The organism is Pseudomonas sp. 58 R 3 (assembly GCF_900006605.1).
In the GTDB taxonomy this organism is placed as follows: domain Bacteria; phylum Pseudomonadota; class Gammaproteobacteria; order Pseudomonadales; family Pseudomonadaceae; genus Aquipseudomonas; species Aquipseudomonas salomonii.
On sequence record NZ_CVTT01000085.1, the window covers coordinates 105538 to 129942 of the forward strand.

20 protein-coding genes are annotated in these 24405 nt (G+C 57.9%); 10 read left to right on the forward strand and 10 right to left on the reverse strand.

Annotation, left to right across the window (positions count from 1 at the left end):
• Nucleotides 1–32: 32 nt before the first annotated feature.
• The gene (gene tag / locus BFP92_RS28185) at nt 33–590 is read right to left on the reverse strand and encodes a DNA-3-methyladenine glycosylase I (RefSeq protein ID WP_065932013.1); all 558 of its coding nucleotides are present in this window, start codon (nt 588–590) and stop codon (nt 33–35) included.
• 81 nt (nt 591–671) lie between these two features.
• Here tag and glyQ point away from each other — a divergent pair, with 81 nt between their 5' ends.
• The 4 genes from glyQ to BFP92_RS28205 all read left to right on the forward strand — a co-directional run bounded on the left by glyQ (nt 672) and on the right by BFP92_RS28205 (nt 5068).
• Nucleotides 672–1625 (forward strand): glycine--tRNA ligase subunit alpha, encoded by a 954-nt coding sequence (gene glyQ, locus BFP92_RS28190; protein WP_003187265.1) that lies wholly within the window; start codon nt 672–674, stop codon nt 1623–1625.
• Nucleotides 1622–3676: a glycine--tRNA ligase subunit beta gene (gene glyS, locus BFP92_RS28195; RefSeq protein WP_065932014.1), complete on the forward strand. Its 2055-nt coding sequence runs from the start codon at nt 1622–1624 to the stop codon at nt 3674–3676. The genes glyQ and glyS overlap by 4 nt, the downstream gene beginning before the upstream one ends.
• Nucleotides 3676–4215 carry a D-glycero-beta-D-manno-heptose 1,7-bisphosphate 7-phosphatase gene (gmhB, locus tag BFP92_RS28200; protein WP_170875881.1) on the forward strand — a complete coding sequence of 180 codons (540 nt, stop codon included), beginning with the start codon at nt 3676–3678 and terminating at the stop codon, nt 4213–4215. The genes glyS and gmhB overlap by 1 nt, the downstream gene beginning before the upstream one ends.
• 82 nt (nt 4216–4297) lie before the next feature.
• The gene (locus tag BFP92_RS28205) at nt 4298–5068 is read left to right on the forward strand and encodes a lysophospholipid acyltransferase family protein (protein ID WP_056860956.1); all 771 of its coding nucleotides are present in this window, start codon (nt 4298–4300) and stop codon (nt 5066–5068) included.
• Nucleotides 5069–5248: 180 nt separating this feature from the next.
• Here BFP92_RS28205 and BFP92_RS28210 read toward each other — a convergent pair whose 3' ends face one another.
• Together BFP92_RS28210 and BFP92_RS28215 are read right to left on the reverse strand one after the other, a co-directional pair.
• Complete coding sequence (locus tag BFP92_RS28210) at nt 5249–7528, reverse strand: CHASE2 domain-containing protein (protein ID WP_065932015.1); 2280 nt, start codon at nt 7526–7528, stop codon at nt 5249–5251.
• Nucleotides 7529–7531: 3 nt separating this feature from the next.
• Nucleotides 7532–8494: a FecR family protein gene (locus BFP92_RS28215; RefSeq protein WP_239694333.1), complete on the reverse strand. Its 963-nt coding sequence runs from the start codon at nt 8492–8494 to the stop codon at nt 7532–7534.
• A gap of 260 nt (nt 8495–8754) precedes the next feature.
• On the opposite strand from BFP92_RS28215, the gene BFP92_RS28220 reads away from it, so the two are divergent.
• Nucleotides 8755–9477 carry a response regulator transcription factor gene (locus tag BFP92_RS28220; protein ID WP_056860953.1) on the forward strand — a complete coding sequence of 241 codons (723 nt, stop codon included), beginning with the start codon at nt 8755–8757 and terminating at the stop codon, nt 9475–9477.
• 104 nt (nt 9478–9581) lie between these two features.
• Here BFP92_RS28220 and gyrB read toward each other — a convergent pair whose 3' ends face one another.
• From gyrB to dnaA, 4 genes are read right to left on the reverse strand one after another with little or no spacing between them, the layout of a single operon-like run.
• Complete coding sequence (gene gyrB / locus BFP92_RS28225) at nt 9582–11999, reverse strand: DNA topoisomerase (ATP-hydrolyzing) subunit B (protein ID WP_017135133.1); 2418 nt, start codon at nt 11997–11999, stop codon at nt 9582–9584.
• A gap of 4 nt (nt 12000–12003) precedes the next feature.
• Nucleotides 12004–13107 carry a DNA replication/repair protein RecF gene (gene recF / locus BFP92_RS28230; protein ID WP_065932017.1) on the reverse strand — a complete coding sequence of 368 codons (1104 nt, stop codon included), beginning with the start codon at nt 13105–13107 and terminating at the stop codon, nt 12004–12006.
• Nucleotides 13108–13127: 20 nt separating this feature from the next.
• The gene (gene dnaN / locus BFP92_RS28235) at nt 13128–14231 is read right to left on the reverse strand and encodes a DNA polymerase III subunit beta (RefSeq protein ID WP_017135131.1); all 1104 of its coding nucleotides are present in this window, start codon (nt 14229–14231) and stop codon (nt 13128–13130) included.
• Nucleotides 14232–14269: 38 nt separating this feature from the next.
• Entirely contained in the window at nt 14270–15784 is a 1515-nt protein-coding gene (gene dnaA / locus BFP92_RS28240; RefSeq protein WP_056860951.1) for a chromosomal replication initiator protein DnaA, read from the reverse strand.
• A gap of 586 nt (nt 15785–16370) precedes the next feature.
• Here dnaA and rpmH point away from each other — a divergent pair.
• The 5 genes from rpmH to mnmE all read left to right on the forward strand — a co-directional run bounded on the left by rpmH (nt 16371) and on the right by mnmE (nt 20299).
• Entirely contained in the window at nt 16371–16505 is a 135-nt protein-coding gene (rpmH, locus tag BFP92_RS30850; RefSeq protein ID WP_003213577.1) for a 50S ribosomal protein L34, read from the forward strand.
• Nucleotides 16506–16521: 16 nt separating this feature from the next.
• Nucleotides 16522–16926 carry a ribonuclease P protein component gene (rnpA, locus tag BFP92_RS30855; RefSeq protein ID WP_026013533.1) on the forward strand — a complete coding sequence of 135 codons (405 nt, stop codon included), beginning with the start codon at nt 16522–16524 and terminating at the stop codon, nt 16924–16926.
• Nucleotides 16919–17164 carry a membrane protein insertion efficiency factor YidD gene (gene yidD / locus BFP92_RS30860; RefSeq protein ID WP_073636650.1) on the forward strand — a complete coding sequence of 82 codons (246 nt, stop codon included), beginning with the start codon at nt 16919–16921 and terminating at the stop codon, nt 17162–17164. The genes rnpA and yidD overlap by 8 nt, the downstream gene beginning before the upstream one ends.
• Before the next feature lie 2 nt (nt 17165–17166).
• On the forward strand, nt 17167–18849 hold the full coding sequence (gene yidC / locus BFP92_RS28250; RefSeq protein WP_058420571.1) for a membrane protein insertase YidC: 1683 nt from the start codon (nt 17167–17169) through the stop codon (nt 18847–18849).
• A 79-nt stretch (nt 18850–18928) separates the two neighbouring features.
• Nucleotides 18929–20299: a tRNA uridine-5-carboxymethylaminomethyl(34) synthesis GTPase MnmE gene (gene mnmE / locus BFP92_RS28255; RefSeq protein ID WP_065932018.1), complete on the forward strand. Its 1371-nt coding sequence runs from the start codon at nt 18929–18931 to the stop codon at nt 20297–20299.
• 19 nt (nt 20300–20318) lie between these two features.
• Here the strand turns inward: mnmE and BFP92_RS28260 are convergent, their stop codons facing one another.
• The 3 genes from BFP92_RS28260 to BFP92_RS28270 form a co-directional block, all read right to left on the reverse strand.
• Complete coding sequence (locus tag BFP92_RS28260) at nt 20319–22757, reverse strand: TonB-dependent siderophore receptor (protein ID WP_065932019.1); 2439 nt, start codon at nt 22755–22757, stop codon at nt 20319–20321.
• A 91-nt stretch (nt 22758–22848) separates the two neighbouring features.
• Nucleotides 22849–23793: a FecR domain-containing protein gene (locus BFP92_RS28265; RefSeq protein ID WP_065932020.1), complete on the reverse strand. Its 945-nt coding sequence runs from the start codon at nt 23791–23793 to the stop codon at nt 22849–22851.
• Nucleotides 23793–24299 carry a sigma-70 family RNA polymerase sigma factor gene (locus BFP92_RS28270; protein WP_065932021.1) on the reverse strand — a complete coding sequence of 169 codons (507 nt, stop codon included), beginning with the start codon at nt 24297–24299 and terminating at the stop codon, nt 23793–23795. Before BFP92_RS28270 ends, BFP92_RS28265 begins: the two co-directional genes overlap by 1 nt.
• Nucleotides 24300–24405: the final 106 nt, after the last annotated feature.

A 24405-nucleotide genomic window follows, 5' to 3' on the forward strand; every position in this document is an offset into this window, starting at 1 on the left:
CCTGATCGTGTGTGGTGCGCAAAGCGGGCATTCTAACCGGCGTTGGCCAAGTCCGCGTAACGGTCGCAGTCCTGAGTGTGGTCCATGACCATCCCCGAGGCCTGCATGAACGCGTAGCAGATGGTCGGGCCGACGAAGGTGAAACCGGCTTTTTTCAACGCTTTACTCATGGCTTCAGCTTCGGGGGTAATCGCCGGGACTTGGCTGCGATCGGTAAAGTGATTGACCTTGGGCACGCCGCCGACAAACGACCAGAGCAAGCCCACCGGGTCCTCCAGCGCCAGCCAGGCGGCGGCGTTGCGGCGAGTGGCGTTGAGCTTGAGGCGATTGCGCACGATGCCAGGGTCGAGCATCAGCGCTTCGATTTCAGCCTCGGTCAGCCTGGCCAAACGCTGCGCATCAAAGCCGAACAAGACCTTTCGATAATGCTCGCGTTTGCGTAAAACGGTGATCCAGGACAGGCCCGCCTGGAACCCTTCGAGCAAAAGCAACTCGAACAAACCCTGCGCATCGCGCAGCGGCGTTCCCCACTCCTGATCGTGATAAGCCATGTACAGCGGATCTTCAGAACACCAAAAGCAGCGTGGCATAAGGCTCCAGGGAGTGGTGGCGGGGCCGAATCGGGTATACTCCCGCTCTTTAAATCGCAGCCCAAGTAACAGGTGAATTTCGTGAGCCAGCCTACGCCAGCCGTGCGTACCTTCCAAGACTTGATCCTCGCCCTCCAGCAATACTGGGCCGAGCAAGGTTGTGTGGTACTTCAGCCCTACGATATGGAAGTAGGCGCCGGCACTTTCCACACCGCAACATTCCTGCGGGCCATCGGCCCGGAAACCTGGAACGCCGCTTATGTGCAGCCCAGTCGTCGCCCGACTGACGGCCGCTACGGCGAAAACCCGAACCGTCTGCAGCACTACTACCAGTTCCAGGTGGTATTGAAGCCGAACCCGGACAACTTTCAGGAGCTGTACCTGGGCTCGCTGAAACATGTCGGCCTGGACCCTCTGGTGCACGACATCCGTTTCGTCGAAGACAACTGGGAATCGCCAACTTTGGGCGCCTGGGGCCTGGGCTGGGAAGTCTGGCTCAATGGCATGGAAGTGACGCAGTTCACCTACTTCCAGCAAGCCGGCGGCATCGAGTGCTACCCGGTAACCGGCGAGATCACCTACGGTCTCGAGCGCTTGGCCATGTACCTGCAAGGCGTGGATTCGGTTTACGACCTGGTGTGGGCTGACGGCCCGTTCGGCAAAGTCACCTACGGCGACGTGTTCCACCAGAACGAAGTGGAGCAGTCCACTTACAACTTCGAACACGCCAACGTCGACAAACTGTTCGAACTGTTCGACTTCTATGAAAGCGAAGCCAAGCGCCTGATCGAACTCGACCAGCCGCTGCCGTTGCCGAGCTATGAAATGGTGTTGAAGGCGTCCCATACCTTCAACCTGCTGGACGCCCGCCGTGCCATCTCGGTAACTGCGCGCCAGCAATACATCCTGCGTGTACGCACCCTGGCGCGTTCCGTCGCCCAAGCCTACCTGTTGGCTCGCGCCAAGCTGGGCTTCCCGATGGCAACCCCAGACCTGCGTGATGAAGTGTTGGCTAAGCTGGAGGCTGCACAATGAGTGCTCAAGATTTCCTGGTTGAACTGGGCACCGAAGAGTTGCCACCCAAGGCACTCAACACCTTGGCCGATGCGTTCCTGGCCGGTATCGAAAAAGGCCTGCACAGCGCCGGCCTGAAATTCGCTGCGAAAAAAGTCTACGCCGCGCCACGTCGCCTGGCGGTGCTGCTGACCGCGCTGGAAACCCAGCAGCCGGACCGCAGCATCAACCTCGACGGCCCACCGCGCCAGGCAGCTTTCGACGCTGAAGGCAATCCGACTCAAGCAGCCCTTGGTTTCGCCAAGAAGTGTGGCGTCGAGCTGAGCGAGATCGACCAGAGCGGCCCGAAACTGCGTTTCAGCCAGGTCATTACCGGCAAGCCAACGGCGAGCCTGTTGCCGACTATCGTTGAAGACTCCCTGAACGACCTGCCTATTCCCAAGCGCATGCGCTGGGGTGCGCGCAAGGAAGAGTTCGTGCGCCCAACTCAGTGGCTGGTGATGTTGCTCGGTGACCACGTCATCGATTGCACCATCCTCGCCCAGAAGGCTGGCCGTGATTCCCGTGGTCACCGCTTTCATCACCCAGAAGCCGTGCGCATCACCTCGCCGGCCAACTACGCCGCCGACCTGCGTGGTGCTTACGTGCTGGCCGATGCCAACGAGCGTCGCGAGCTGATCAGCAAGCGCACCGAAGAGCTGGCCCGCCTGCAGGAAGGCACTGCCATCGTGCCGCCAAGCCTGCTCGACGAAGTGACCGCGCTGGTTGAATGGCCGGTGCCGCTGGTGTGCTCGTTCGAAGAGCGTTTCCTCGACGTGCCGCAAGAAGCCCTGATCACCACCATGCAGGACAACCAGAAGTATTTCTGCCTGCTGGATGTGGACGGTAAGTTGCTGCCGCGTTTTATCACCGTGGCCAACATCGAAAGCAAAGACCCGCAGCAGATCATCGCCGGTAACGAGAAAGTCGTGCGCCCGCGTCTGACTGACGCCGAGTTCTTCTTCAAGCAAGACAAGAAGCAGAAGCTCGAAGACTTCAACCTGCGCCTGCAAAACGTGGTGTTCCAGGAAAAGCTCGGCAGCGTCTACGACAAGGCCGTGCGCGTTTCCAAGCTGGCTGCCTACATTGCCCCACGCATTGGCGGTGACGCTGCATGGGCAGCCCGCGCCGGCTTGCTGTCCAAGTGCGACCTGGCCACCGAAATGGTCGGCGAGTTCCCGGAGATGCAAGGCGTCGCCGGTTACTACTACGCCCTCAACGACGGCGAGCCGGACGATGTGGCCCTGGCACTGAACGAGCAGTACATGCCGCGTGGTGCCGGTGCTGAGCTGCCAAGCACCCTGACCGGTGCGGCCGTGGCCATCGCTGACAAGCTGGACACCCTCGTGGGTATCTTCGGTATCGGCATGTTGCCTACCGGCAGCAAAGACCCGTATGCCCTGCGCCGTGCGGCCCTGGGCGTGCTGCGTATCCTGATCGACAAAAAGCTCGACCTCGACCTGACCCAGGCCGTGGTGTTCGCTGTCGGCCAGTTTGGCACCAAGGTCAAGCAAGCCGGCCTGGCCGAGCAAGTGCTGGAGTTTGTATTCGACCGCCTGCGTGCGCGTTACGAAGACGAAGGCGTGGACGTGTCCGTCTACCTGTCGGTACGTGCCCTGCAACCGGGTTCGGCACTGGACTTTGACCAGCGCGTCCAGGCCGTACAAGCCTTCCGCAAGCTGCCGGAGGCCGATGCCCTGGCCGCCGTGAACAAGCGTGTGTCGAACCTGCTGAGCAAGGCCGACAACCTCGGCAATGTCGAAGTCGACCCTGGCCTGTTTGCCGATGCCAAGGAGTTCTCGCTTAACTCGGCCATCGCCAAAGCGGAAAACGCCGTGAAGCCGCTGCTCGCCGAACGCAACTACGCCGAAGCACTGGCGCGCCTGGCCACCTTGCGTGAGCCGGTGGATGCGTTCTTTGAAGCGGTGATGATCAATGCCGAGGATGCGGGCGTGCGGAAAAACCGCTACGCCATGCTGGCGCGTTTGCGCGGCCTGTTCATCAACATCGCTGATATTTCCGTACTGGGCTGATCATGTTGAAACTGCTGATTCTCGATCGGGACGGAGTGATCAATTACGACTCCGACGCTTACATCAAGTCGGTGGCGGAGTGGATTCCACTGCCCGGCTCGATCGAGGCCATCGCGCAGTTGAGCAAAGCCGGCTGGACGGTGGCCATCGCCACCAACCAGTCCGGCATCGCCCGCGGTTATTACGACATCGCCACCCTGGACGCCATGCATGCGCGCTTGCGCACGCTGGTGGCCGAGCAGGGCGGTGAGGTGGGGCTGGTGGTGTACTGCCCCCACGGGCCGGATGAGGGCTGCGATTGCCGCAAACCCAAACCCGGCATGTTGAAAACCATTTCAGAACATTACAAGGTGCCGCTTGCTGGGCTATGGTTCGTCGGGGACAGCCTCGGTGACCTGGAGGCGGCCAAAGCCGTCGACTCTCAGCCAGTTTTGGTTAAAACCGGTAAAGGCGAAAAGACCCAGGCGAAAAACCTGCCGGTAGGCACTTTGATTTTTGACGATCTGGCGGCGGTTGCCGCAGAACTTATTAACAACTAGCCACCCTCGGCTTCCTGAACAAGGATTGCTCGGGAGTGCGCTTTTAGCAGGCGGGCCATGTCCCGCAACGGTAAATGCTGCCATGTCGATTTTGCAGGCCATCAGAACCTTCTTCTTTTACCTGCTGCTGGGCACCAGTTCGTTTCTGTGGTGCACCCTGAGCTTTTTTATCGCGCCGTTCCTGCCGTTCAAGGCGCGCTATCGTTTTATCAACGTCTATTGGTGCCGTTGTGCGTTGTGGCTGACCAAGGTATTCCTGGGCATTCGCTTCGAGATCAAGGGCGCTGAAAACGTCCCGGACCAGCCCTGCGTGATTCTGTCGAATCATCAGAGCACATGGGAAACATTCTTCCTTTCGGCGTACTTCTCGCCCCTGAGCCAGGTGCTTAAGCGTGAGCTGCTGTACGTGCCGTTCTTCGGCTGGGCAATGGCCATGCTGCGGCCGATCGCCATTGACCGTGACAACCCCAAGGCGGCGCTCAAGCACGTGGCCAAGAAGGGTGACGAGCTGCTCAAGGATGGCGTTTGGGTACTGATCTTCCCGGAAGGTACGCGTGTGCCGTATGGCACTGTGGGCAAGTTCTCACGCGGTGGTACTGCATTGGCGGTCAACGCCCACCTGCCGGTGCTGCCGATTGCGCATAACGCCGGCAAGTTCTGGCCGAAGACCGGTTGGGCCAAACGCGAAGGTACGATCACCGTGATTATTGGCGAGCCCATGTACGCCGAAGGTGAGGGGCCACGTGCCATTGCCGCACTTAATGACCGCGCCCAAGCGTGGAATGAAGCGCAGCAACGCGCCATGGGTTCGCTGCCTCCGGAGCCGGTTGTAGTCGAGACACCAGCGATTTGAGGATCTGTGGATAACCTGTGCACGGTTTGTTGGCGAATTGACGTTTTTTCTTCATAACAAGCTGATTTACTTACATATTTCTCAAGCTCATAAAATCGCGAAAAACGTGCATAAGTTTTTTCAGCATAAAAAAACCGGTCCTTGTGACCGGTTTTTTATGCACAGTAAAAAGTACGTTTTTCATTCGTCGAGCAGCGGCAATCGCAGGCTGAACGTCGAACCTTTACCCAGCTCGCTTTCACACAGAATGCGACCGCCATGGCGCTCCACCACAGCCTTGACCATGGTCAACCCCAACCCCAGGCCCTCACTGCCCTGAGCCGAGTCAAAGCGCCGGTATTGGCTGAACAACTCCGGTAGGTCCTCTGGCGCAATGCCAGGTCCTTGATCGCTGATGCGGCATTCCAGCCACCCTTGCGCGCTGCCGTGGCTCAAGGTGACGGTGGTGCCGGAAGGGGAATACTTGATCGCATTTTCCAGCACGTTGAACAACGCTCGGGTCAGCAGCGATTGATCCGCGCAGACCATGCCTTCATCGGCCTCGTCCAGATCATGAACCAGGTGGATGCCTTTAAGTTGGGCGATGACCGCCACTTGATCGAAAGCATCCATGACCAGCATCGCGAACAGCGTGGGTTGAAACTGGTAGCCATCGGCCTCGGCTTTGGCCAGTTGCACGAAGGATTCAGTCAGGCTCAGCGCGCGCCGGACCTGTTGTTCGATCTGAACAAACACCGGCGACTCACCGTTATGCACGTCCAGCAGCGCCAGGATCGCCGAGTGGGGCGCACGCAAGTCATGGGACAAAAAGCGCAGCATGGTTTCACGGTGCTGCTGGGCTTCGCGTTCCTTGCTCAGGTCAGTGAGACTCAGCAGCCAACCGAGGGCGACGTCACCTTCGGCCGGCAGCAAGGGGGCAAGCTCCATGCGCAGGCTACGCTGGTGGATGTCGCGAAACTCAACGAGTTCCAATGCTGAGAGAGCAGGGCGCACGCCATTGTGCAGCGGCGGATAACCCAGATCAGCGAGTTGATCGAGCAGGTTTTGGTTGACCAACTCATTACTGAACACTTCACGCGCAATCCGGTTGGCCAGCAGGATGCTGCCTCTGGGATCGGTAATCAGCGTGGCCACTGGCAGGCACTCCAGCCCGTCAGCCATAAACCGCCGGGTGTCGCGTGTACGGCTTACCGCTTGTTCCAGGGCAAAGATCCGCGCTTGCAGCACATCGCCCTTGCTCGCAGGCGCACGACGACGCTCTGGAAGCACCTTGGGTTCGTTATCCAGCCGCGCCAGCTCCCAGCCGAAGTAGGCAAGGATCACGCTGAGGCGCCGCCAATTCCAGATCAAATAACTGAGCAGCAAACCAATCAGGCACGCAGCGGGCGACCACCAGTGGCCCAGGCTCAGCAACACCCACGAAACGAACAATGCGCTCGCCATGCACCCCAGAGTCATCCACAACGCGTAGCGTGGGCGATACAACAACAGGCCCAATAACAATGCCACCCAGGTAGTCGCCATCAAGGCCGACACCGCGCCGGGTAGATCAACAATGCTACGCCCTTGCAGCAGACCATTAAGGACGTTGGCCTGAATCTCCACACCCGCCGTGGTGCCGACCGTCGAGGAGAGCGGGGTGACGAAACGATCGCCCATGCCGGACGCGGTGGCGCCCACCAGAACCAGCCGGCCACGCAGCTGTTCCGGGGCGACCTCACCGCGCAGAACGCTGGCGTAGGAGACCGTAGGAAAACGGGTGTTGGCAGCGATGAACGGGATTCGAATGGCGTGCTCCCGATGCCAGGACGGGTTGATCGGTTCCTGGGGTTCGCCTGGCATCTCAGAGGCCTGGCCGCTCACCGCATAGGCCATCCATGCCAACTGCGGCGCGGTGTCACCGGGCGGGCCTTCACGCATAAACAGGTTGCGCACCACGCCATCACTGTCTGCTTCAACATTGATATGCCCGAGACCTTTAGCGCATTTGAGCAGCGGCAGCATTTGCGCGTCGGGCGCGCTGTAGCTGGCCGCTTCCTCACGCAGCAACGGCAGTACCACGTTGCCGGCGTTGCACACAGCCGCTGTGAGGCGTTGATCATTGGCGGGGATACCGGGCTCACTGAAGATCACATCGAAGAGGATGGCCGCCGGTTGTGCGGCGCTCAGGCGGTTGATCAGGTCGGCATGCAAACTGCGCGGCCAGGGCCAGCGGCCCAGCTCTTTCAGACTGGGGTCGTCGATGGTCACCAGCAAGATTCGCGGGTCTACCGGCAAGGGCGCCAGACGCCTGAGGCTGTCATACAGCGGGTTATTCAGCGCCAGGCCCGGGCTCAACGAGAGGTAAGCCGTCATCGGCAACAACAGCAAACCTATCCACAACCACTCGCGCACCAGGCCGTGGAACAAGCGCTGGGCATGGGTGGGCTGGCGTTTTTCGGCCTTGCGCCAGAGCATCATTGGTCAACCACCGCTGGCCTGTGCCTGGGTGGCGGGTGGGTAATAGAAGATGTCATAAACCCCGGTTTCTCCCTCCAGGCCCCGCGCGTCATAGGCGGACAAACGCACGTGGTAAAACGATGCCTTGAGCCCAGTGAAGCGCATTTTCGGCTCACTGGAAAAGTATTCCTGCTTAATGTTCATAAAGGCTGAGTCGGTCGCCACTTGGGCACGATAGCGCTGTGCGCCAGGCAATGGCCGCAGGTACAGGCTCCAGACCGGCGACTGACCTTTCTGGCCGTCCTGCCCAATCAATACCGGCGCGGGCAAAAGCTCCACGGCCTTGAGTTCACCTTGTTGTTTGATCAGCAGACCTTGGCGTGCGCCCACCTTTACTTCGGCTGCGGCGCTGTCTTCTGCACGGTTAACCGCAACCTGGCCGTTGAGCACCTCCAGCACAGATTGCTCGCCGTCATTGCGCACGCGAAAGTGCGTACCGCGCACACCGAGAACACCAACCGGCGTCACGATCTGAAAACGGTCGTAGTCGCCGGCCCGCTTGATCACATAGGTCTCGACTTGGCCCTGTTCCAGAATGACCTGGGGAATCGCCTGCTTTTGCAACCAGTGCAGGCGCACCTGTGAACTGGAAGGCAGCACCACGCGGGAACCATCACCCAGGCGCAGGCTGACAAAAGCCGATGTCGACGTCTTCACGCCTTCTTGCTCATCAATGCTCATCCCTTCCAGCAGGGGCTGAGCCCGGCCTTTAGCGTCGAGCTTCCAGGCTTCACCCGTCAAATGCTGCACAACAGCCGGCAACGGTTGAGCACGGCACTGGAACGGCTCGTCAATATAAGCAGGGCGATAGGGCGGGGCAGCCTGCGCAGTATCGATGGCCCAGGCCAGCAACGCGGGCAGGACACAACATAATCGATAGGCAGAACAGGTCATGGTGCTCATCACCCGGGTAGTTTCAGACGGCATCTGACCTCAGCACGTACAGGTTTACGGCAGCGCATGTGTCGGCTGATCCTTTTCCTCAGGGGTAGGAGCCGGTATCTTTCGACTAGTAGGTACGAAAGACTTTAAACGGGTTTACGGCCCTTTGATATCAGCGTACCGATAGATCCTGTGAACAGTGAGTCTGCCCACAATTCTTCAGATTCAACCACAGGCATCTGCGCACTACCTACGCGATTGAACAGACCGTCGGCTGTCGTATTTTTTGTAGAAAGGACCCACCCATGCGTGTCGCAATACTGGACGACGAACCCGCTGAATTGCGTCGGGTTGAACAGACGCTGCGACAGATCCCCAGCACCGCAGAGCAACCCTGGTCCCTGCATTTTTTCGAGCGCGGTGAAGACCTGCTGCGCCAACTGCGCCGCGAAACCTTTGACCTGTTGATACTCGACTGGCAACTGCCCGATATCACAGGCATCGCATTGCTGCGCTGGACCCGCGAGCACATGGACTCCCCCCCAGCCGTGATCATGTTGACCAGCCGCGATGCCGAGAGCGATATCGTCACCGCGCTCAACAGTGGGGCGGACGATTACGTCAGCAAACCGTTTCGGCCAAACGAGCTCAAGGCTCGGGTCAACGCCGTGTTACGCCGCCATGGGCTGCAAAAGCCTGCAACTAATGAAGTGCAGAGCTTCAACGACCTGACCTTTGATGATGCCGAGCTGACGGTGACGCGTGCGGGTAAGCCGATCAACCTCACTGAGCGTGAATACCGCCTGGCCAGTTGCTTGTTCGCCAACCTGGCTCGGCCACTGTCTCGGGAATATCTGTATGAGCGGTTTTGGAGCCATGAAGAAATGGTTTCCTCGCGGCCACTGGATACGCATATTTATCGGCTGCGTAACAAGCTGGGGTTGACCGCCGACCGGGGTTGGCAGCTGCTGACCATCTATGGGTACGGCTATCGGTTGGAGAGTGTGGCGGCGGCTGCCCAAGGCTAAAAACAGTGATGTTCCACGTGGAGCAATTGCAAAACGCTTAAATTTCACCCAATAAAAAAGGCCAACGCTGAGCGTTGGCCTTTTTGTTTTAGGGGGCAGCCTGATCAGAAGTCCAGGTTGGACACCGCCAAGGCGTTGCTCTCGATGAAGTCACGGCGAGGCTCGACCGCATCACCCATCAGGGTGTTGAAGATCTGGTCTGCGCCAATGGCGTCTTCGATGGTCACGCGCAGCATGCGACGCTGAGCGGGATCCATGGTGGTTTCCCACAGTTGATCCGGGTTCATCTCGCCCAGACCTTTGTATCGCTGGATGGTGTGGCGCTTGGTGCTTTCGGCCATCAACCAGTCCAGGGCTTCCTTGAACTCCTTGACCGCTTTCTTACGCTCGCCACGCTGGATGTAAGCACCGTCGTCCAACAGGGTGCTCAATTGCGCGCCGAGAGTGACCACGGTTTTGTAGTCGTTGCTGCCGAAGAAGTCGCGGTTGAAGGTGACGTAGTTCGACAGGCCGTGGGAGATCAGTTCGACCTCTGGCAGCCACACGTTACGTTCACGGTCTTCACGCAGGCTGGCTTTGTACACCAGGCCAGACTTCTCGACGGTGCGCAGACGCACTTCGTACTGAGCCAGCCAATTCTGCATGTGGGCGTGATCGCCCAACTGCTCCAGGCTCACGGAAGGCAAGTAGATGAAGTGCTCGGTAAGCTCCTGAGGGTACAGGCGCGACAGACGTTTGAGGGTCTTCATTACCATGCGGAAGTCGTTAACCAAACGCTCCAGCGCCTCACCGGAAATACCCGGGGCTTCGTCGTTCAAGTGCAGGCTGGCATCTTCCAGGGCCGACTGCGTCATGTACTCTTCCATGGCGTCGTCGTCTTTGATGTATTGCTCTTGCTTGCCCTTTTTCACTTTGTACAACGGCGGCTGAGCGATGTAGATGTAGCCACGCTCGATCAGCTCCGGCAACTGACGGAAGAAGAAGGTCAGCAGCAGGGTACGGATGTGCGAACCGTCGACGTCAGCATCGGTCATGATGATGATGTTGTGGTAACGCAGCTTGTCGATGTTGTACTCGTCGCGGCCGATACCGCAGCCCAGCGCCGTGATCAAGGTGCCGACTTCCTGGGAGGAAATCATCTTGTCGAAGCGGGCCTTCTCGACGTTGAGGATCTTGCCTTTCAACGGCAGGATAGCCTGGGTGCGACGGTTACGACCCTGCTTGGCGGAACCGCCAGCAGAGTCACCTTCCACCAGGTACAGTTCGGAGAGGGCAGGGTCCTTCTCCTGGCAGTCAGCCAGTTTGCCCGGCAGGCCGGCGATATCCAGCGCGCCCTTGCGGCGGGTCATCTCGCGGGCTTTACGCGCCGCTTCACGGGCACGTGCCGCGTCGATCATCTTGCCGACAACCAGCTTGGCTTCGTTCGGGTTTTCCAGCAGGAAGTCGGAGAAGTATTTGCCCATCTCCTGTTCCACTGCGGTCTTCACTTCGGAAGACACCAGCTTGTCTTTGGTCTGGGAGCTGAACTTTGGATCCGGCACTTTTACCGAGATGATCGCTGTCAGGCCTTCACGCGCATCGTCACCGGTGGTGGCCACTTTGTGTTTCTTGGCCAAGCCTTCCGCTTCGATGTAGGTGTTCAGGTTACGCGTCAGTGCGGAACGGAAACCCACCAGGTGAGTACCGCCATCGCGCTGTGGAATGTTGTTGGTGAAGCACAACAGGTTCTCGTTGAAGCTGTCGTTCCACTGCAGGGCGATTTCAACGCCGATGCCGTCTTCACGCTGGATGTTGAAGTGGAACACCTGGTTGACCGCAGTCTTGTTGGTGTTCAGGTATTCAACGAACGCACGCAGGCCGCCTTCGTACTTGAACAGTTCTTCCTTGCCGCTGCGCTCGTCCTTGAGGACGATACCCACACCGGAGTTAAGGAACGACAGTTCACGAATACGCTTGGCCAGAATGTCCCAGCTGAAGTGAATATTCTTGAAGGTTTCTGCCGAAGGCTTGAAGTGAATCTGGGTACCGGTGGATTCACTGTCGCCCACAATTTTCATCGGCTCTTGTGGAACACCGTGGACGTAGGTCTGTTCCCAGATCTTGCCGCTACGGCGAACGGTCAGGATCAGCTCTTCGGACAGAGCGTTCACCACCGACACACCTACACCGTGCAAACCGCCGGAGACTTTATAGGAGTTGTCATCGAACTTACCGCCGGCGTGAAGCACGGTCATGATGACCTCTGCCGCCGATACGCCTTCTTCTTTGTGCACATCGACCGGAATGCCGCGACCGTTGTCGCGCACGGTGATGGACTCATCCGGGTGGATGATAATGCTGATGTCGTCGCAGTGACCGGCCAAAGCTTCGTCGATGGAGTTGTCGACCACCTCGAACACCATGTGGTGCAGACCGCTACCATCATCGGTGTCGCCGATGTACATACCAGGACGTTTGCGTACGGCATCCAAACCTTTCAGCACTTTAATGCTGGTCGAGTCGTACGTGTTTTCTTCGCTCATGCCTTCACTCCCGATGGTCGTGGGTCTGGGTGATACGGCCCTGTTCCACGTGGAACAAAGCGACTGGCGTTTCCGTCTGCCAGCCTTCCCTCAATAATTCGTGGTCTACACAGGTGATAAACACCTGGCAGCGTAAGTCTTCCAACAAGCGGCATAACGCGCGGCGGTGCTGCTCGTCGAGTTCGGACGGCAAGTCATCCACCAGATAAATACACTGACCGCGCCGGGCTTGGCTTACCAAATGCCCTTGGGCAATACGCAGTGCACACACCACCAACTTTTGCTGACCGCGGGACAAGATATCCGCGGCATTGTGTGCGCCTAATCTAAGGCGCAAGTCAGCACGTTGTGGGCCTGCCTGGGTATGGCCAATTTGCTGATCCCGCTGCAAGGACGTGGCGAGCACTGCGCTCAGCTCACGTTCTTTATCCCAACCACGGTAGTAGCTCAGCGTCAGCCCCTCGAGATCCAACAACTCACTCAAGGTCTGCTCAAAGACTGGTTTCAAGGCTTTGATATAGGCGCGGCGGTATTCATCTATTTCGTCGCTGGCCAGGCACAGTTCCCGGTCCCAGGCCGCTTGCGAAGCGGCGTCAAGTGTACCATGCCGCAGCCATGAGTTCCGCTGCCGCAGGGCCTTCTGAAGGCGCTGCCAAGTGGTCATGAAACGCGGTTCCACGTGGAACACTCCCCAATCGAGGAACTGCCTGCGAATTTTCGGCGCACCTTCCAACAGGCGGAAACTGTCTGGGTTAATCAGTTGCAACGGCAGGATTTCTGCCAGCTGTGCTGCACTGCGGGCGTTTTGCCCGTCAATGCGAATCTGGAAGTCACCGCCGCGATCGCGGGATATCCCCAGAGCACTGTGCCCCCCTTCAGCCAGTTCAACCTGGCCAAACACTGTGCAAGCCAGCTGTTCATATTGAATCACCGGCAACAAGCGAGCACTACGGAAGGAACGGGCAAGCCCAAGCAAATGAACGGCTTCCAGCACGCTGGTTTTGCCGCTGCCGTTGGCGCCGTAAAGGATATTGATGCGGGGGGAGGGAGAGAAGGTCACCGGGTGCAGATTGCGCACCGCGGTGACCGAGACGCGACTGAGGGACATCTAGCTTCTGCTGAGCATGATTACAGGCGCATCGGCATAACAACGTAAGCCGAGTCGTCGTTGTCGGATTCTTGCACCAGGGCACTGCTGTTGGAGTCCGACAGAATCAGGCGAACCTGTTCGGTGGTCATCACACCCAGTACGTCCAGCAGGTAGCTCACGTTAAAGCCGATTTCCAGCGAGCCGCCGTTGTAGTCAACGCCAACTTCTTCTTCCGCTTCTTCCTGCTCCGGGTTATTGGCCTGGATTTTCAGCTGACCGTTAGCCAGTTGCAGACGAATACCACGGTACTTCTCGTTGGACAGAATCGCAGTACGGCTGAACGCTTCACGCAGCGCCTGACGATCGCCGATCACCAGCTTGTCGCCACCTTTTGGCAGCACACGCTCGTAGTCAGGGAATTTGCCGTCAACCAGCTTGGACGTGAAGGTGAATTCGCCCGTGGTGGCACGGATGTGGTGCTGACCCAGGACGATGCTGACATTGCCATCCGGCTCGGTGAGCAGACGCGCCAGTTCCAGGATACCTTTACGCGGCACGATGACCTGGTGACGGTCCGGCTGGCCGATATCGGCACGCATCGAGCACATGGCCAGGCGGTGACCGTCGGTAGCCACTGCACGGATAACGCCTTCAGCGACCTCCAGCAGCATGCCATTGAGGTAGTAACGCACGTCCTGCTGGGCCATGGCGAAGCTGGTGCGTTCGATCAAACGGCGTAGCTTGCTCTGGTCCAGGCTGCAGGTCAGCGAGCCTGGGCCTTCTTCGACGGTAGGGAAGTCATTGGCCGGCAAGGTCGACAGCGTGAAACGGCTGCGACCGGCCTTGACCACCAATTTCTGCTCATCGACCTTGATGTCGATCAGCGCATCGTTGGGCAGGCTTTTGCAGATGTCCATCAGCTTACGTGCCGGCACAGTGATTTCGCCGGGCTCAGCCGGCTCTTCGAGCTGCACGCGACCCACCAGTTCGACTTCCAGGTCGGTACCGGTCAAAGACAATTGCTGGCCTTCGACCACCAGCAATACGTTGGAAAGCACCGGCAAGGTCTGTCGGCGCTCAACGACGCCTGCGACCAGTTGCAGGGGTTTCAACAGGGCTTCGCGTTGAATGGTGAAATGCATGGTCTAGTCCCTTGCCTTAATAAGCTGCGCTGGTGTCATCAGGTAGTCAGTGTACGCAGCAGGTTCTTGTAGTCCTCGCGAATATCCGCGTCGGATTCCTTAAGTTCATTGATCTTGCGGCACGCATGCAAGACCGTGGTGTGGTCTCGACCGCCAAACACATCACCGATTTCCGGCAGGCTGTGGTTGGTCAGCTCTTTGGAGAGCGCCATCGCCACCTGACGTGGACGTGCCACCGAGCGCGAACGGCGCTTGGACAGCAGGTCGGAAATCTTGATCTTGTAGTACTCAGCCACGGTGCGCTGAATGTTATCCACACTCACCAGCTTGTCTTGCAGAGCCAGCAAGTCTTTGAGGGATTCGCGAATCAACTCGATGGTGATGTCGCGCCCCATGAAGTGCGAGTGTGCGATAACCCGCTTGAGCGCGCCTTCGAGCTCACGCACGTTGGAACGAATGCGTTGGGCGATAAAGAAGGCTGCATCGTGGGGCAGGTCGACTTTCGCCTGGTCGGCCTTTTTCATCAGGATCGCCACGCGGGTTTCCAGCTCCGGCGGTTCTACCGCAACGGTCAGGCCCCAGCCAAAGCGTGACTTCAAGCGTTCTTCCAGGCCTTCGATTTCCTTCGGGTAACGGTCACTGGTCAAGATGACCTGTTGGCCGCCTTCGAGCAGGGCGTTGAAGGTGTGGAAAAACTCTTCCTGGGAACGCTCCTTGCGAGCGAAGAATTGAATGTCATCGATCAGCAAGGCGTCCACCGAACGGTAGAAACGCTTGAATTCGTTGATTGCGTTGAGCTGCAAGGCCTTGACCATGTCAGCCACGAAGCGCTCCGAGTGCAGGTACACAACCTTGGCATTCGGGTTCTTCTTTAATAGATGGTTACCCACAGCGTGCATCAAGTGAGTCTTACCCAAGCCAACGCCACCATAAAGGAAGAGCGGGTTGTAACCATGCTTGGGGTTATCGGCTACCTGCCAGGCGGCCGCGCGGGCCAGCTGGTTGGATTTACCTTCGACGAAGTTCTCAAAGGTAAAGGTACGGTTCAGGTAACTGGTGTGCTTGAGCGCACCTTCCACCTGCACGGTGCGCTGCTCGGCGCGAACCGGTGCTTGCTGCGAGCTGGCGCCAGCCATCGGATCAAAGCTGTCACGCGATGGCTCTTCATTTATAGGCGCGTTTTTCTGCGACGACGATTTCGACGGCGCCTGGGCAACGGGCGCCGGCGAGTTATTAACAGGTGCCGCTTGGGCTTGAGACGCAGCCGCCGCCAGCGGCGCATTCGGCGCAGCACGCGGTGCAGAACTGCGTTTGCTGCCTATTAATAAGGAAAGCACGGGCGCGATGCCGTTGCCGTGTTCATCGAGCAATTCGAGAACGCGGCTCAGATATTTCTCGTTGACCCAATCGAGAACAAAACGATTCGGCGCGTAGACACGCAACTCGTCGCCTTCGGCTTCGACCTGTAGCGGACGGATCCAGGTGTTGAATTGCTGGGCAGGCAGCTCTTCGCGCAAAAGCTCCACGCACTGCTGCCAAAGTTCCACTGACACGGATATCCCCTAAGTTGAAAGCCGGTGAGGCAAAAACAGCCGCCATTGTAGCGGCCAGACGCCCACTTATCCACATGTAGGTTGCTCACTGAACAGCCAAAATCAATGTGTTAAGTGCAAAAAAGCCGACCAATGGTCTGTGCATAAGCTCTGTGGATAAGCGCACCTAAGCTCGTTGTACAAGTGGGGTCGAAAGTCTGTGGGTAACTGGCCTGTGGATAAAAACCCATTCCACCCACAGCTTATCCGACAGCGCAGCACAGGCAGAGCACTGTTTTCCCCCGTACTTGTCATTCTCTGTACAGCAGGTGGAATATGGCCTCAAGGCAGTTATCCACAGATGATCGCCTGCCTAGCTTTTATAAGCTTTACAGAAAAGCTTTAAATAACTTCCTTCTTTATTTTTATATCTATGGCATTGCTCGTGAAAGCCAGGCGGATAGAAAAGGGCCGATTGCCTATGGAAGATCTAATTGAAGGAAAAGCTGGTTGGAAATTGACCTAGAGGCTTGCTTTCTCTAGAATCGCCGGTCTCTTAAAACGGGGGCCATTCCGGCCCGTTGTGGACGAACCAGGTAACAACGCCATGAAACGTACTTTCCAACCAAGCACCATCAAACGCGCCCGTACTCACGGCTTCCGTGCTCGCATGGCTACCAAGAACGGCCGTGCTGTCCTGTCGCGTCGCCGCGCCAAAGGTCGTGCGCGTCTGGCAGTTTGATAATCCGGTACTGGTGGTGAGTCAGGACTTCAGTCGGGAAAAGCGTCTGCTAACCCCCCGGCATTTCAAGGCAGTCTTTGACTCCCCCACCGGCAAGGTTCCGGGGAAAAATCTCCTGCTCCTTGCGCGTAACAACGATCTGGATCACCCCCGTCTCGGGTTGGTGATCGGCAAGAAGAGCGTAAAGCTCTCCGTTGAGCGCAATCGCCTCAAGCGTCTGATGCGCGAATCGTTTCGCCTCCACCAGGACACTCTGGTTGGTTGGGATATTGTTATCGTCGCGCGCAAAGGCTTGGGGGATGTAGAAAACCCCGAATTGATTCAGCATTTCGGCAAGCTCTGGAAACGTTTGGCGCGTACCAACAAGCCAGCACCAGCAGTCAGCACCGAAACTGTAGGGGTAGACAGCACCAATGCGTAAACTGGCACTCGTTCCGATCCAGTTTTACCGTTATGCCATTAGTCCTCTGATGGCCGACCACTGTCGTTTCTACCCCAGTTGTTCCTGCTACGCGTTAGAGGCCATAGAAAATCATGGTCTTCTGCGCGGTGGCTGGCTGGCCTTTCGTCGTTTAGGCCGCTGTCATCCGTGGAATCCCGGTGGTTTCGACCCGGTTCCACCTATCCCTACCTCCCGTTCTTCTTCGATGGCCGAGTAATCATGGATATTAAACGCACGATCCTGATCGTCGCCCTGGCAATCGTGTCCTACGTCATGGTTCTTAAGTGGAACCAGGACTACGGCCAAGCTGCCCTGCCGACTCAGAATGTTGCTACCAATCAGGCTGCGCCGGCTATTCCGGACACCCCGCTGGGTAACAATGCGTCCGCGAGTGCCGATGTTCCCAGCGCGAATGGCGAGACAAGCGCCCCTCTAGAAACGCCAGTGGTCACCAATAAAGACCTCATCCACGTAAAAACGGATGTGCTCGACCTGGCTATCGACCCACAAGGTGGTGATATCGCGCAGTTGAAACTGCCGCTGTATCCACGTCGCCAAGACCATCCGGATGTTCCGTTCCAACTGTTCGATAACGGTGGTGAACGTACTTATCTGGCGCAAAGCGGCCTGACCGGCACTGACGGTCCGGATGCTCGTGCTACCGGTCGTCCGGTTTATTCGACCGAACAGAAGACTTATCAACTGGCCGACGGCCAGAACCAGTTGAATGTCGACCTGAAATTCAGCCTCGACGGCGTCAACTACATCAAGCGTTTCAGCTTCACCCGTGGTCTGTACGACTTGAAGGTCACTTACCTGATCGACAACGAGAGCGCCAAGCCATGGACGGGCAACCTGTTTGCCCAGCTCAAGCGTGACAACAGCGCCGATCCTTCTTCCAGCACCGCCACCGGCACCGCGACTTACCTGGGCGCCGCCCTGTGGACAAGTAGCGAGCCGTACAAAAAAGTGTCGATGAAAGATATCGACAAGGGCTCGCTGAAAGAAACCGTCCAAGGTGGCTGGGTTGCGTGGTTGCAACACTACTTCGTGACCGCATGGATCCCGAACAAGGGTGAAGCCAACCTGGTTCAAACCCGAAAAGACAGCCAGGGCAACTACATCATTGGTTTTACTGGCCCGGCGTTGACCGTCGCTCCAGGTGCCAAAGCTGAAACCAGCACTACCCTGTACGCCGGCCCGAAAAGCCAGGCTGTGCTCAAAGAGTTGTCCCCAGGTCTGGAACTGACTGTGGATTACGGCATTCTGTGGTTCATTGCCCAGCCGATTTTCTGGCTGCTGCAACATATCCACAGCATTGTGGGTAACTGGGGCTTCTCGATCATCTTCCTGACCATGCTGATCAAAGGGCTTTTCTTCCCTCTGTCGGCAGCCAGCTACAAGTCGATGGCGCGTATGCGTGCCGTTGCGCCAAAACTGGCCGCTCTGAAAGAGCAACATGGTGACGACCGGCAGAAAATGTCGCAGGCCATGATGGAGCTGTACAAGAAAGAGAAGATCAACCCGCTGGGTGGTTGCTTGCCGATTCTGGTGCAGATGCCGGTATTCCTGTCGCTGTACTGGGTTCTCCTGGAAAGCGTCGAAATGCGCCAGGCACCGTTCATTCTGTGGATAACTGACCTGTCGATTAAAGACCCGTTCTTTATTCTGCCGATCATCATGGGCGCGACCATGTTTATCCAGCAGCGTCTGAACCCGACTCCGCCGGATCCGATGCAGGCCAAGGTAATGAAAATGATGCCAATCATCTTCACCTTCTTCTTCCTGTGGTTCCCAGCGGGTCTGGTGCTGTACTGGGTGGTCAACAACGTGTTGTCGATCTCTCAACAGTGGTACATCACACGTAAAATCGAAGCGGCTACCAAAAAAGCTGCGGCGTAATTTACTCTGTGGATAACCACTCAAGACGCCCCCTAGTGGGGCGTTTTGCTTTCCGTCACTTTTGTTCTGGAACCTGCTGATGAGCGCTCCTCGTGAAACCATCGCTGCCGTCGCTACCGCTCAAGGTCGCGGCGGCGTCGGTATCGTTCGAATTTCCGGGCCGCTGGCCAGCGTGGCAGCCCAGGCCATCAGCGGCCGTGAGTTGAAACCCCGATATGCCCATTACGGGCCGTTCCTGGATGCGGATGAAACGGTATTGGATGAGGGGTTGGCGCTGTATTTCCCCGGCCCTAACTCGTTCACCGGTGAAGACGTCCTGGAACTGCAGGGCCACGGCGGCCCGGTGGTGCTGGATATGTTGCTGCAGCGTTGCCTGCAATTAGGCTGCCGTCTGGCGCGACCAGGGGAATTCAGCGAGCGGGCATTCCTCAATGACAAACTCGACCTGGCCCAGGCCGAGGCAATTGCCGATTTGATCGAAGCCAGTTCTGCACAGGCAGCGCGCAATGCGTTGCGCTCGCTGCAGGGCGCTTTTTCCCTGCGTGTGCATAACTTGACCGAGCAGTTGATCAGCCTGCGCATCTACGTCGAGGCTGCGATTGATTTCCCGGAGGAAGAAATCGACTTCCTCGCTGATGGCCACGTCCTGGCGATGCTGGATAAAGTTCGCGATGAGTTATCCACCGTCCTGCGCGAAGCCGGGCAGGGTGCTTTGCTGCGCGACGGCATGACAGTGGTCATCGCGGGGCGGCCGAATGCCGGCAAGTCCAGCCTGCTTAATGCGCTGGCGGGTCGGGAAGCGGCGATCGTTACCGAGATTGCCGGCACCACCCGGGACATCTTGCGCGAACATATCCACATCGATGGCATGCCGCTGCACGTGGTCGACACCGCCGGCTTGCGGGATACCGACGACCAGGTGGAAAAGATCGGCGTGGAACGGGCGCTCAAGGCGATCAGTGAAGCGGACCGCGTATTGCTGGTGGTGGATGCCACTGCGCCAGAGGCTATGGATCCTTTTGCCCTGTGGCCGGAATTTCTCGAGCAACGGCCAGACCCGGCCAAAGTCACCCTGATCCGCAACAAGGCGGATTTAACCGGCGAAACCATTGCCATGCAGACCAGTGACGATGGCCACGTCACCATCAGCCTGAGCGCAAAGTCAGCTGGCGATGGGTTGGAATTGCTGCGCGACCACCTCAAGGCCTGCATGGGCTATGAACAGACCTCCGAAAGCAGCTTCAGCGCGCGCCGCAGGCACCTGGAGGCACTGCGTCACGCCAGTGCGGCGTTGGAGCACGGTCGGGCGCAGCTGACCTTGGCGGGGGCTGGCGAGCTGCTGGCTGAGGATTTACGACAGGCACAGCAGCTGCTTGGGGAAATCACCGGTGCGTTCAGCTCCGATGATTTGTTGGGAAGGATCTTTTCCAGCTTCTGTATTGGTAAGTAGCCAAGTTATCCACAGGGCCTTACCAGTTGTAGGACACCGTGCCGAGCAAGGTACGGCTGTCACCCCAGTAGCAACGCCCGGCATCGTTGCAACCGGATACATATTCCTTGTCGAAGAGGTTCTTGGCGTTCAGATCCACCGACCAGTGTGGGTTGATCTGATAACCCACGGCCGCATCCACCAACGTCACGCTTCCCGCATCCAACTTGCCGTACAGCGTAGGGGCGGTGTAGGAAAAGGTACTGTCGAAGTAACGCACACCGCCGCCCAGGGACAAACCCTTGAGCTGGCCATCGAGGAAGCGGTACTTGCTCCATACCGACGCCTGGTTGCGTGGAACCCCTGTCATCTGGCGTCCCTCGACCAGTGACGTTGCAGAATCCTTGGTAATCCTTGCGTCGGTATAGGTGTAGGCCGCGGTGATATTCAGGTTAGGCGTGAGATTGCTGTTGATCTCGACTTCTGCACCTTTGGCGCGACTTTCACCCACTTGGCGATAGCTGTTGGTGGTGGCGTCCAGGTAGGTGTCGTCTTGCTTGCGCAGGTCATACACCGACAACGTCATCGCGGTGTCCCAGCCGATCGGCTCGTATTTCACACCCACTTCGTATTGGCGGCTGGTAATCGGCTTTAACGGTGAGCCGGCATTGGAAATCTGCTGCACCGGGACAAATGCGGTGGAGTAGCTGACATACGGGGTCAGCCCGTTGTCGAACTGGTACATCACCCCGCCCTGATAGGTGAATTTCCTGTCCTCAGAGCCGGTGTTACTGGCCTTGTTTACCTTGTCGCGAAAATCACTGTTGACCCAGTCCTGGCGCCCGCCCAGCAAGAACAGCCAATGGTCGTACTTGCTCTGCACCTGTGCGTAAACCCCTTTCATCTGCTGCTCAAGCAAGGTGTTCTGTACCGCGATCGGCGTGAGTGGGTCGCGCAGATACACCGGGTTATACACATTGATAGTGCCGGCAAACCCAGCGTCCCAGTCCTGATTGAACGAGGTGCGGTCGTAGCTGGCGCCGAACAGCACAGTGTTTTGCAGGTCACCCAGTTGGAATTTACCTTCGAGCTGGTTATCCAGGGAGTACACCATCGACTTGTTGTAACGGTCGTACGCGGTCATGTTCAGTTGGGTACCAAAGCCACGATTATTCAAGGCACTGGGCCAGGTTTCATGGCGGTTGATGCGCGACTGCATGTAGCGCGAGTTCTGACGGAACTGCCAGTCGTCATTGAAGCTGTGGCTGAACTCGTAACCGGTGCTCCAGGCTTCGCGTTCAAAGGTGTTCCAATCCGGATCGCCAAGCAGGGTGTGTTTGGACAGCTTGCCGTTGGGGTTACTGAGCAAAGTACCGGCGGCAGGCAGGCCGAGTTCCAGGTTGGTGTGGTCCTTCTGGTAGTTGGCCAGCAGCGTCAGGGTGTTGTAGTCGTCGAAGTTCAGGGTCAGGGATGGCGCGATATACAGGCGATCATCGGGTACATGGTCGGTCTGGGTGTCGGACTTGCGGCCCAGCATGACCACGCGGCCCAGCACATTGGCGTTGTCATTGAGCGGCCCGGAGATATCCACACCCAATTGGCGCCGATTGTTGGAGCCATAGCCCAATTGCAACTCGCCTTGCGGCGTGGCAGTTGGGTGTTTGCTGACCAGATTAACCAAGCCACCCGGTGCGTTTTCGCCATAGAGCAGGGATGAAGGTCCACGGAAAATTTCCACGCGCTCCAGGCCATAGGGCTCACTGGTGGTGTCATACCGGTTACCTTGCACCCGTAGGCCGTCGCGCAACAGGCCGTAGCCATAATCCGTAGCGTTGAAGCCACGAATGAAGAACAGATCACCGGCCAGGCCATCGCCGGCGGCAAAGGGTGGAGCGAAAATTCCCGGTACATAACCCAAGACTTCAGTCAGCGTCTGCGACTTCTGGTCCTTGATGCGCTGACCTGTGACCACCGATACCGACCGGGGCGTTTCCGACAGCGGCGTACTGGTCTTGGTGCCGATACGGCTGTTTTGTGCCTTGTAGCCAACATCACCGGCACTATCCTGGTTGAAACCCGTTTGTTGATAAGTGCTGACGGTCGTGGCTGCCAATGTCAGCTGCCCGGTAGGCGCGGCTTGTAATACATAGCTACCAGGCGCCTGCGCCACGGCCTGCAGCCCCGAGTTTTGCAGCAGCAGTGCAAAGCCCTGATCAACCGAGTAATCACCTTCCAGCCCTGGCGTGTTTAAACGTGCGGTTTGCTCTGGGGAAAACGACAGGATCACATTGGCTCTGGCAGCAAACTGGCTGAGGGCGGCGTCCAGCGGGCCGGCAGCGATGGTGAAGTGCTGCTCGGTGCTGGCGCCCATGGCACAAGCTGGCAGCCATAAACCTGCGGCGGAGGCCGAGCACAGTAATAAACCGTAGGTCATGCCATGGTGAGAAAGGCGTTTGCGTAGTTTGGTAGGAAGGCGCATAGGTGGTGAAGCCCTGTAGGTAGCGTCGTGATTACCTGTAGGGCCGGGCCAGGTAAAAAAAAGATAACCCCCTGTGGATTATTTTTTGCTTTCAGCCCAGGCGCGTGACCGCGACCCAATAGCGGCTGAAATATTTCACCTGTATCGGCAGCGTGGCTTGCAGGTTAGCCAGTACCGCGTCGGTGGAGTCCAGGCGGAACGTCCCGGAGACTCGCAAACTTGCCGAAGCCGAATCGCATCGCAGAACGCCAGGGCGATAGCGCGCCAGGTCGGCGAGCAGATCCCCAAGGCGAGCGTCGAGAACGATGACCTGGCCATCGACCCAAGCCGCCTGGGTCCGTCGATAGAAATGATCGGGCCCCACATTTTTTCGGTCGAAGTCAGCACTTTCGCCGGCACTGAGTATTCGCTCGTGATCCGGTAGGTCGGCAGGCGAGAGGCTCACTTGGTCTTCCAGCACACCCACGCGAGTTGAGCCCGCTAATTGACGCACGGTAAACCGAGTCCCCAATGCCTGGACCCGGCCTTCGCGGGTTTCGACGTAAAAAGGCGTTTGCCCGCCCAATTTGCCGGTGTGGATAAGTATTTCGCCGTCGCGCAGGCGGACCAGACGCTGGCGTTGATCAAACACCACATCAATGGCGGTGCTGGTGTTCAGATCGATTTGAGTGCCGTCGGCCAGCTCGATGCGCCGGCGTTCACCGACGCGTGTTCGATAATCCGCCCAGAAATTGCCCAAGGGCGTGTGTTGTTGAACATTGAAGCCCAGATAACCGGTGGCGCCCAATACCAACATCCACTTGAGCACCTGGCGCCGTTGTTGCGTGGCTGACAAAGCGCGACGTGTGAAATCCTGGGGCAGGGTGCCGAGGCTGCGCTGTAATTGCTCCAACTGGTTCCATGCCGCTTGGTGAGAGGGATCGCCGTTGAGCCATTGCTGCCAGGCATGCCGTTCGGCCGGGGTAGGCACCTGCGCTTGAAACTGCACGTACCAGCTGGCAGCCGCCTCGAAAACCTTACGATCCGGCGCAGGCATTACAGGCTCGCCATGATCAATGAGCATTCGGTGAGCGCGCGGATCATGTGTTTCTTGACCGTCGTCAGCGATACCTGCAACTGCTCGGCGATCTGTTGATAAGTCAGACCTTCAATCTGCGACAGCATGAAAATATGGCGTGTCCGCCGCCCCAATTCCGACAAGGCTTTATCCACAGCCACCAGGGTTTCGATGATGATCGCCTTGTCTTCTTCACTGATGGCAGTGGCTTCAGGACGCTCGGCCAACGACTGTTTATAAGCCTGTTCAATGGCGGATCGACGATAGCGGTCAATCACCAAACCCCTGGCGATTGTGGCCAAGTAATCACGCGGTTCGAGGATTTGCCCTGCATGGCGACCGCCCAGGATACGCACGAAGGTGTCATGTGCCACATCGGCTGCATCGCAAGCGTTGTGCAACTTGCCTTTAAGCCACCCGTGCAGCCATGAATGGTGCTGCTCATAGATGTGCTGGACGACAGCCGTGTGTGAAGGAAAGGGCATAGGGCGCGACAGGATGGGTTAATGATAATCGCTATTATTAACTGCGCCGCTGAATTCTCACAATAGCTCTGCTTTTTTTAGATCCATGCACCGAATCGAAAGCTTT